The sequence below is a fragment of the Streptococcus sp. C300 genome (assembly GCF_000187645.1).
In the GTDB taxonomy this organism is placed as follows: Bacteria; Bacillota; Bacilli; order Lactobacillales; family Streptococcaceae; genus Streptococcus; species Streptococcus oralis_CQ.
Genome location: NZ_GL732468.1, coordinates 152,437 through 153,520, shown reverse-complemented (window position 1 = coordinate 153,520; position 1,084 = coordinate 152,437). Strand labels below are relative to the sequence as shown.

Annotated in this window: 1 protein-coding gene; it reads left to right on the top strand. The window is 46.2% G+C overall.

Translation table 11 applies throughout. The features are described 5' to 3' along the window. Positions 1-1,084, top strand: a 1,084-nt coding sequence (locus HMPREF0849_RS10720) for a G5 domain-containing protein (RefSeq protein WP_009013686.1), incomplete at both ends; no start/stop codon positions are given.

Genomic DNA, 1,084 nt, shown 5'->3' with positions numbered 1-1,084 from the left:
GGAAATCGATCGCCAAGAGTTGTCTAATGAGGAAACTCTAGCTCCCGTAACGCAAGTGGTCAAAGTTGGAACGGCTAAGCCAACTATGGTACCGAATGAAGCACCGAAAGCAGACGCTTTGCCAGAGTATCCGCTAACTTACACTGACGAAACGCGCGTAGAAAAAATCAACTTTAGCATTCGTGAAGAAGAAACGGATGAGCTTGTCCAAGATGCTCGTCAAATCGCAACTCCAGGAGTCCAAGGTGAGCGTACGATTAAGACTCGTGTTTACAGTTCCAATGGTCAAGTTGTCGACCACCAAGAGTTGTCTGACGAGGAAACACTAGCTCCTGTAACGCAAATCGTCAAAGTCGGCACAGCTAAGCCAACTATGGTACCAAATGATGCGCCGAAAGCAGACGCTCTTCCAGAGTATCCACTCACTTATACCGACGAAACTCGCGTTGAGAAAATAGCCTTCAACATTGAGGAGCAACATACGGACGAATTGGTTCAAGATGCTCGTCAAATCGCAACTCCGGGTGTTCAAGGTGAACGCACGATTAAGACTCGTGTATACAACTCTAACGGTCAGGAAATCGACCGTCAAGAACTTTCGAATGAAGAAACCTTGGCTCCAGTAACACAGATCGTCAAAGTCGGCACGGCTAAACCAACTATGATACCAAATGATGCACCGAAAGCAGATGCTTTGCCAGAATATCCGTTGACATATACTGACGAAACTCGGGTTGAGAGAATTAACTTCACAATTCGTGAAGAAGAAACGGATGAATTGGTTCGAGATGCTCGTCAAATTGCGACTCCGGGAGTTCAAGGCGAACGTACCATTAAGACTCGTGTCTACAGTTCCAATGGTCAAGTTGTTAATCGTCAAGAGTTGTCTAACGAGGAAACACTAGCTCCTGTAACACAAATCGTCAAGGTCGGAACGGCTAAGCCAACTATGGTACCGAATGAAGCACCGAAGGCAGATGCTCTGCCAGAATATCCGTTGACATATACTGACGAAACTCGGGTTGAGAAAATTAACTTCACAATTCGTGAAGAAGAAACGGATGAGCTTGTTCGAGATGCCCGC